Below are 5,881 nucleotides of genomic sequence, written 5' to 3' on the forward strand. Positions count from 1 at the left end.
CAACGCCGACTTCGACGGCGACCAGATGGCTGTGCATGTGCCCCTTTCTCTGGAAGCTCAGGCGGAAGCTCGCCTGCTGATGCTGGCCACCAACAACATCCTCTCCCCGGCCACCGGCGCCCCTATCATCACCCCCAGCCAAGATATGGTGTTGGGGTGCTACTACCTGACGGCGGACAACCCCCACGCGCCAGATATTGGCGATCGCTTCTTCGCCAGCTTGGAAGATGCTCTCATCGCCTACGACCGCGGCGCCATCGGCCTGCACAGCAAGGTCTGGGTGCGCTACCACGGCCCGATGGAGTTGGGCAAGGGCGAAAAAGAGTCCGAGCCGCAAATCATCGAAGAACCGGGCGGCATTCGCCTCAAGATCACCAACTACCGCCGTATCCGCGAGGATCAAGACGGCAACGTGATCAGCCAGTACATTCGCACCACGCCGGGCCGGATCATTTTTAACAAGACCGTGCAAGATATTTTGTCTGCGTAGTTCATCCTCTGCCGTAGGACGGCTCTTCTCTCCCCTCTCTCCTCTTCTCTCTAGCGAGGCATCATGAGCGAAAAAGGACGATTTTCCGCTGGCCTGGCGCGGCAGGCTGCCGACGGTAACAAAGCCGACACCCCCTTGCCCCCTGTGCCCTTTCGCAACTATCAAATTGGCAAAAAAGAGCTGCGCAACCTAATTGCTTGGTCTTTTGCCCGCTACGGCACGGCCCGCACTGCTCAGATGGCGGATGCTCTGAAGACCCTGGGCTTCAAATACGCCACCCAGGCAGCCGTCTCCATCAGCGTCGAAGATCTGCGCGTTCCCCCCAGCAAGCGGCAGTTGTTGGCGCAAGCGGAAGCCGAGATCGAGGCGGCCACCGAGCGCTATACCCGTGGAGAAATCACAGAGGTGGAGCGCTACCAAAAGGTGATCGACACCTGGAACCAGATCAACGACCAGATCAAGGAGGAGATGCTCAGCAACTTCCGGCAGAACGATCCCCTCAACTCCGTCTACATGATGGCCAACTCGGGGGCGAGGGGGAATGTCTCCCAGGTACGGCAGTTGGTGGGCATGCGCGGCCTGATGGCCAACCCCCAGGGGGAGATCATCGATTTGCCCATCAAAACCAATTTCCGCGAGGGCCTGACCGTTACCGAGTACATCATCTCTTCCTATGGGGCCCGCAAGGGCTTGGTGGATACGGCCCTGCGCACCGCCGACTCCGGCTACCTCACCCGCCGCTTGGTGGATGTGTCTCAGGATGTGATCGTGCGGGAATCTGACTGCGGCACTGAGCAGGGCATCCTTCTGGAATACCTGATGGACGGGGACAAGGTGGTGGTGTCTCTGGAGGAGCGCTTGGTGGGCCGAGTGTTGGCGCGCGACGTGGTGCACCCAGAAACCCAGGTGGTGCTTGCCCGTCGCAACCAAGAGGTGGATCACGACCTGGCCAAGACGATTGTGGAGGCCGGCATCCGGCAGGTGATGGTGCGTTCTCCCCTCACCTGTGAGGCCAACCGCTCCGTGTGCCGGATGTGCTACGGCTGGAGCTTGGCCCATTCCCGCCTGGTGGATCTGGGGGAAGCGGTCGGGATCATCGCCGCCCAATCGATTGGGGAGCCGGGCACCCAGTTGACCATGCGCACCTTCCACACGGGAGGCGTGTTTACAGGGGAGGTGGCCCGCCAAATTCGCGCCCCCTTTGCGGGTGTGGTGCGGTTCCCGAAAAATCTGCGCACCCGCCCCTTCCGTACCCGCCACGGCGACGATGCTCTACAAGTGGAGGTAAACAACCAAATCATCTTGGAAGGCCCAGACGGTCAACGGGAGTCCTTCGACATGACCCAGGGATCCACCCTGCTGGTGCGGGACGGAGCCCAGGTGCAGCGGGATCAGTTGATTGCAGAGGTGTCCCTGGCCAAGGCCAGCCGTAAGAGCACCGAGAAAGCCCAGAAAGAGGTGGTGGCCGACCTGGCTGGAGAAATTCGCTTTGCCGATCTGCCCATCGAGGAGAAGACTGACCGCCAGGGTAACACCACCTACACTGCCCAGCGGCAGGGATTGATCTGGGTGATGTCTGGACAGGTGTACAACCTGCCTCCGGGGGCCGAGCCGGTGGTGAAAAACGGGGATCGGGTGCAGGCGGGGGATGTGATCGCCGAAACCTCGCTGGTGACGGAGCATGGCGGCATTGTGCGGCTACCGGAGCGCAGCGACACCAGAAGTGGGCGCGAGGTGGAGATCATCAACGCTTCGGTGGTGTTGCGGGAAGCACGGGTACGGGTGGAATCCCACCAGGGGCGGGAACAATTTTTGCTGGACACTTCCAGTGGGCAGACCTTTGTTCTCAAGGCTACTCCGGGCACCAAAGTGGGCAACGATGAGGTGGTGGCGGAGCTGATCGACAACCACTTCCGCAGTCAGACGGGAGGCTTGGTGAAGTTCGCCGGCATTGAGGTGGCACGGCGCGGCAAGGCCAAGCAAGGTTACGAAGTCATCCAGGGCGGCACCCTGCTGTGGATCCCGGAAGAGACCCACGAGGTGAACAAGGACATCTCCCTGCTGAACGTGGACGATGGCCAGTATGTGGAAGCAGGCACCGAGGTAGTGAAAGACATCTTTTGCCAGAATGCCGGTGTTGTCGAAGTCATCCAGAAGAACGACATTCTGCGGGAGATTGTCATCAAGCCGGGATCCCTGCATCTGGTGGACAACCCCGCCGACTTGGAAGTGAAAAGTGGCACCCTAATCCAGCCCGGGCAACCGGTGCTCAGCAGCATCGTTCCCGACCGACTGGTCTACCTGGAACACGTGGAAACTCCCGAAGGCCCAGGCTTGCTGCTGCGTCCGGTGCAGGAGTACGAGATCCCCGACCGGCCCTTGGTGCCCACTCAAGAGTCCACCAGCGAGTCCGGTCGCTCCATTCGTCTGCGGGCGGTGCAGCGGGTTCCCTTCAAAGATGGGGAGCGGGTGAAGTCGGTAGGCCCTGTAGAGCTCCTGCGCACCCAACTGGTGCTGGAAATCGATACCGACGCCCCACAACTGAAGGCCGATATCGAGCTGATCCAAGATGAGAAGGATCCAGATATTCGCCGCCTGCAACTGGTGATTCTGGAAACCCTGTTGCTGCGCCGCGACGTGGAAGCGGATCTGACGCAGGGGAGTACCCACACGCGGCTGTTGGTGAAGGAAGGAGACTCCATCGCCAGCGGAGATGTTATCGCCCGCACCGAAATCCAAGCCAAAAAGGCCGGGATCGTCCAAGGGATCCGCGAGGGAGCGGAGGTGGTACGGCGGGTGCTGGTGATTACCGACGACGATCTGGTGCAGGTGCCCCTGACAGGTTCAGCCAGCGTGGCGGTAGGGGCGCTGGTGCGGGCCGGAGATGAGCTGGCGCCTGGGATCCCTTCTCCACAGTCAGGACAGGTGATGCAGATAACGGACGGCCAAGTCCTGTTGCGGATGGCGCGGCCCTACTTGGTTTCTGCGGGTGCCATTCTGCAGGTACGGAATGGCGATCTGGTGCAGCGGGGGGATTCTCTGGCCCTCTTGGTGTTCGAGCGGGCCAAGACAGGGGACATCATCCAGGGTCTGCCACGGATTGAGGAGCTGCTGGAGGCCCGCAAGCCCAAGGAAATGTGTGTTCTGGCCAAGCGGCCCGGCACCGTTCAACTGAGCTGGCGCGGAGAAGAGCCAGATCTCAAGGTCATCGAAGCCGATGGCACGGTTAGAGACTATCCTGTGCTGCCGGGGCAGAGCTTGATCGTGGTAGATGGACAGCCGGTGGGGGTGGGGGATCCCCTAACCGATGGCCCTGCCAACCCCCACGACCTCTTGGAGATCTACTACGAGTACCATCGCCAAACCTTGGGAGATGACCAAGCCGCACGGTTGGCTCTGCGGGAGGTGCAGCGCTTCTTTGTCAACGAAGTGCAGAACGTCTACCGCTCCCAGGGGGTGGAGATCTCCGACAAACACATCGAGATCGTGGTGCGCCAGATGACCTCCAAGGTGCGGGTGGATGATGGCGGCGACACCATCCTGCTGCCGGGCGAGCTGGTGGAGTTGCGGGAAATCCAGCAGATCAATGCCACCATGGCCATTACTGGAGGAGCGCCGGCCAAATACACGCCCGTCCTGCTGGGGATCACCAAGGCCAGCTTGAATACCGACAGCTTCATCTCAGCGGCCAGCTTCCAGGAAACCACCCGCGTGCTGACTGAGGCGGCCATTGAGGGCAAATCCGACTGGCTGCGCGGCTTGAAGGAAAACGTAATCATCGGGCGCTTGATCCCGGCAGGCACGGGCTTCACCACCTACGAGGAGATTGCCGCCGAGCCGGAGCCTGACGAAGAGGAGGAAGAGCCTGCGGTGTTGCCGGAGCTGCCGCCTCGTTTGATCTTGGAAGATGATCAATTGATCGACGATTCCACCCCTGCCTTCGACGAGCTAGAGGAGGATGACGACGAGGAGGAGTGAGGCGCTGGGTCTCCAGGATTGGGCCACTTTGCAAACTGAAATCGTCAGTTGCTGCCGCTGCCCCCGCTTGGTGGCCTGGCGAGAGTCAGTCGCCCTTCAGAAGGTGGCCCGTTTTCGCGACCAGCTCTACTGGGGCCGACCGGTGCCAGGGTTCGGGGATCCGCAGGCGCGGCTGTGGGTGATCGGGTTGGCGCCGGCAGCCCATGGGGGCAACCGCACCGGGCGCGTGTTTACCGGGGATCCCAGCGGGGACTGGCTGTTTCGCGCCCTGTACCGAGCCGGGTTTGCCAATCAGCCCACCTCTACCCACCGAGAGGATGGCCTGCAATTGCAGGATTGCTACATCTCGGCAGTGGTGCGCTGTGTGCCCCCGGAGAACCGCCCCACCGCCATAGAAGCCAAGACCTGCCTGGGCTACCTGAAGCAAGAGCTGGAGCTGCTAACCCAGGTGCGGGTGATCCTGACGTTGGGGCATTTTGCCTTCCAACACGCTCTGACGCTCTTGCCACCTCTCAGGCCCCGTCCCCGCTTTGGCCACAACTGCGTTATTCCCCTGGCAGAGGGTCGCTATTTGCTGGCGTCTTACCATCCCAGCCGGCGCAACACGGCCACACGGCTGCTGACGGAGCCGATGTTGGATGCCGTTTTCGCGCAAGCCCAGCAGTTGCTGTCTGGTAAGCCAGCCCGACCGGCTGAGGATTAGGCGGGTTGCCAAGATTCGAGGCGATAGGCACTGTCCCAAAACAGCCATTCCAACCGGGAGGCAGTGACAAAAGCTGCCCTCATCTTTTCCCGCAGCGGTTCTGTAGCCTGCTGAGCGACGGAGTCGGTGATGTCCAAAGCCTGCTGCACCACTTGGGCAAATTCTTCCCCGGCGTAGGTGTCGATCCACTGTTGGTAGGGATTGTCAGGCTGTGCGGTGCGATAGATGGCGGATCCCACCTCTCGGTAGATCCAAAAGCAGGGCAGCACAGCGGCAATGGCCACCTCATAGGGATCCACAGCCGCCGCAGCCAACAAAAAACGGGTATAGGCGAAGCAGGCAGGGGCATAGGCTGTTTCGGGTTGAATGTCGTAGAGGCGAAAATAGCTTTCGTGCAGGCTGCGTTCGGCCACAATGGCTCCCAGGGCAAAGTTCAAGAAACTCACCACCTGCTCAGCCCCTTCGGAACGAGCTCCAATCAAGGCCAGAGCGCGGGCAAAATCCGTGAGATAAAGAGCATCTTGCTGCAAATAAAACTGGAACCGCTGCCGCGATAGGCTGCCCGCTGCCAACTCTCGGTTGAAGGGGTGATCGAGGATTTGCTTGTAGATGGGCTGAATGGCTTGCCAAAGGTGGGCAGTAAAGGACTGGGGCATGGCGACCGTCTCTCGGCGTTTGGTCTTCAGCTAGAAATTGCAGGAGCCCCGCAC

At 60.9% G+C, this 5,881-nt stretch carries 3 protein-coding genes and 1 pseudogene; 3 read left to right on the forward strand and 1 reads right to left on the reverse strand.

What is annotated here, in order from left to right; all coding sequences use genetic code 11:
• The 3 genes and pseudogenes from rpoC1 to NW815_RS10550 form a co-directional block, all read left to right on the forward strand.
• Positions 1–490 (forward strand): annotated as a pseudogene (gene rpoC1, locus NW815_RS10540) (DNA-directed RNA polymerase subunit gamma); the annotation flags it as partial.
• Positions 491–553: 63 nt separating this feature from the next.
• Positions 554–4,468: a DNA-directed RNA polymerase subunit beta' gene (locus NW815_RS10545; RefSeq protein WP_414388672.1), complete on the forward strand. Its 3,915-nt coding sequence runs from the start codon at positions 554–556 to the stop codon at positions 4,466–4,468.
• Positions 4,449–5,171 (forward strand): uracil-DNA glycosylase, encoded by a 723-nt coding sequence (locus NW815_RS10550; RefSeq protein WP_414351370.1) that lies wholly within the window; start codon positions 4,449–4,451, stop codon positions 5,169–5,171. Before NW815_RS10545 ends, NW815_RS10550 begins: the two co-directional genes overlap by 20 nt.
• Here the strand turns inward: NW815_RS10550 and tenA are convergent.
• Complete coding sequence (gene tenA, locus NW815_RS10555; protein ID WP_011434003.1) at positions 5,168–5,827, reverse strand: thiaminase II; 660 nt, start codon at positions 5,825–5,827, stop codon at positions 5,168–5,170. The genes NW815_RS10550 and tenA overlap by 4 nt on opposite strands.
• Positions 5,828–5,881 lie beyond the last annotated feature (54 nt).

Source organism: Synechococcus sp. R6-7 (assembly GCF_047461695.1).
Taxonomy (GTDB): Bacteria; Cyanobacteriota; Cyanobacteriia; order Thermostichales; family Thermostichaceae; genus Thermostichus.